The following is a 263-nucleotide window of genomic DNA, read 5'->3' on the forward strand; positions in this document are numbered from 1 at the left end:
TTTTAAATGGCTGGACCGTGATGATATTCCAGAAAATATTAAAGGATTTATTGACGAAAAAGATCCGGATATTTTATGTATTCAAGAATATTCTAATTCTGCACATTTAGATTTAAAAGTATATCCGCATCGTTATATTTTTATTGACGGTAAAAAGATTAAAACAGGGCAGGCTATTTTTTCAAAATTTCCTATAATAAATGAGGGTAAAATTATTTTTCCAAAGTCGGATAATAATGTAGTATATGCTGATATAAAGCGCG

The 263-nt window shown here is 28.5% G+C and carries 1 protein-coding gene; it reads left to right on the plus strand.

The window, feature by feature from the left end:
- A partial coding sequence (locus tag ACWA1B_RS22905; protein ID WP_456910941.1) for an endonuclease/exonuclease/phosphatase family protein occupies nt 1-263 on the plus strand: 263 nt, incomplete at both ends.

The organism is Flavobacterium xizangense, assembly GCF_054075145.1.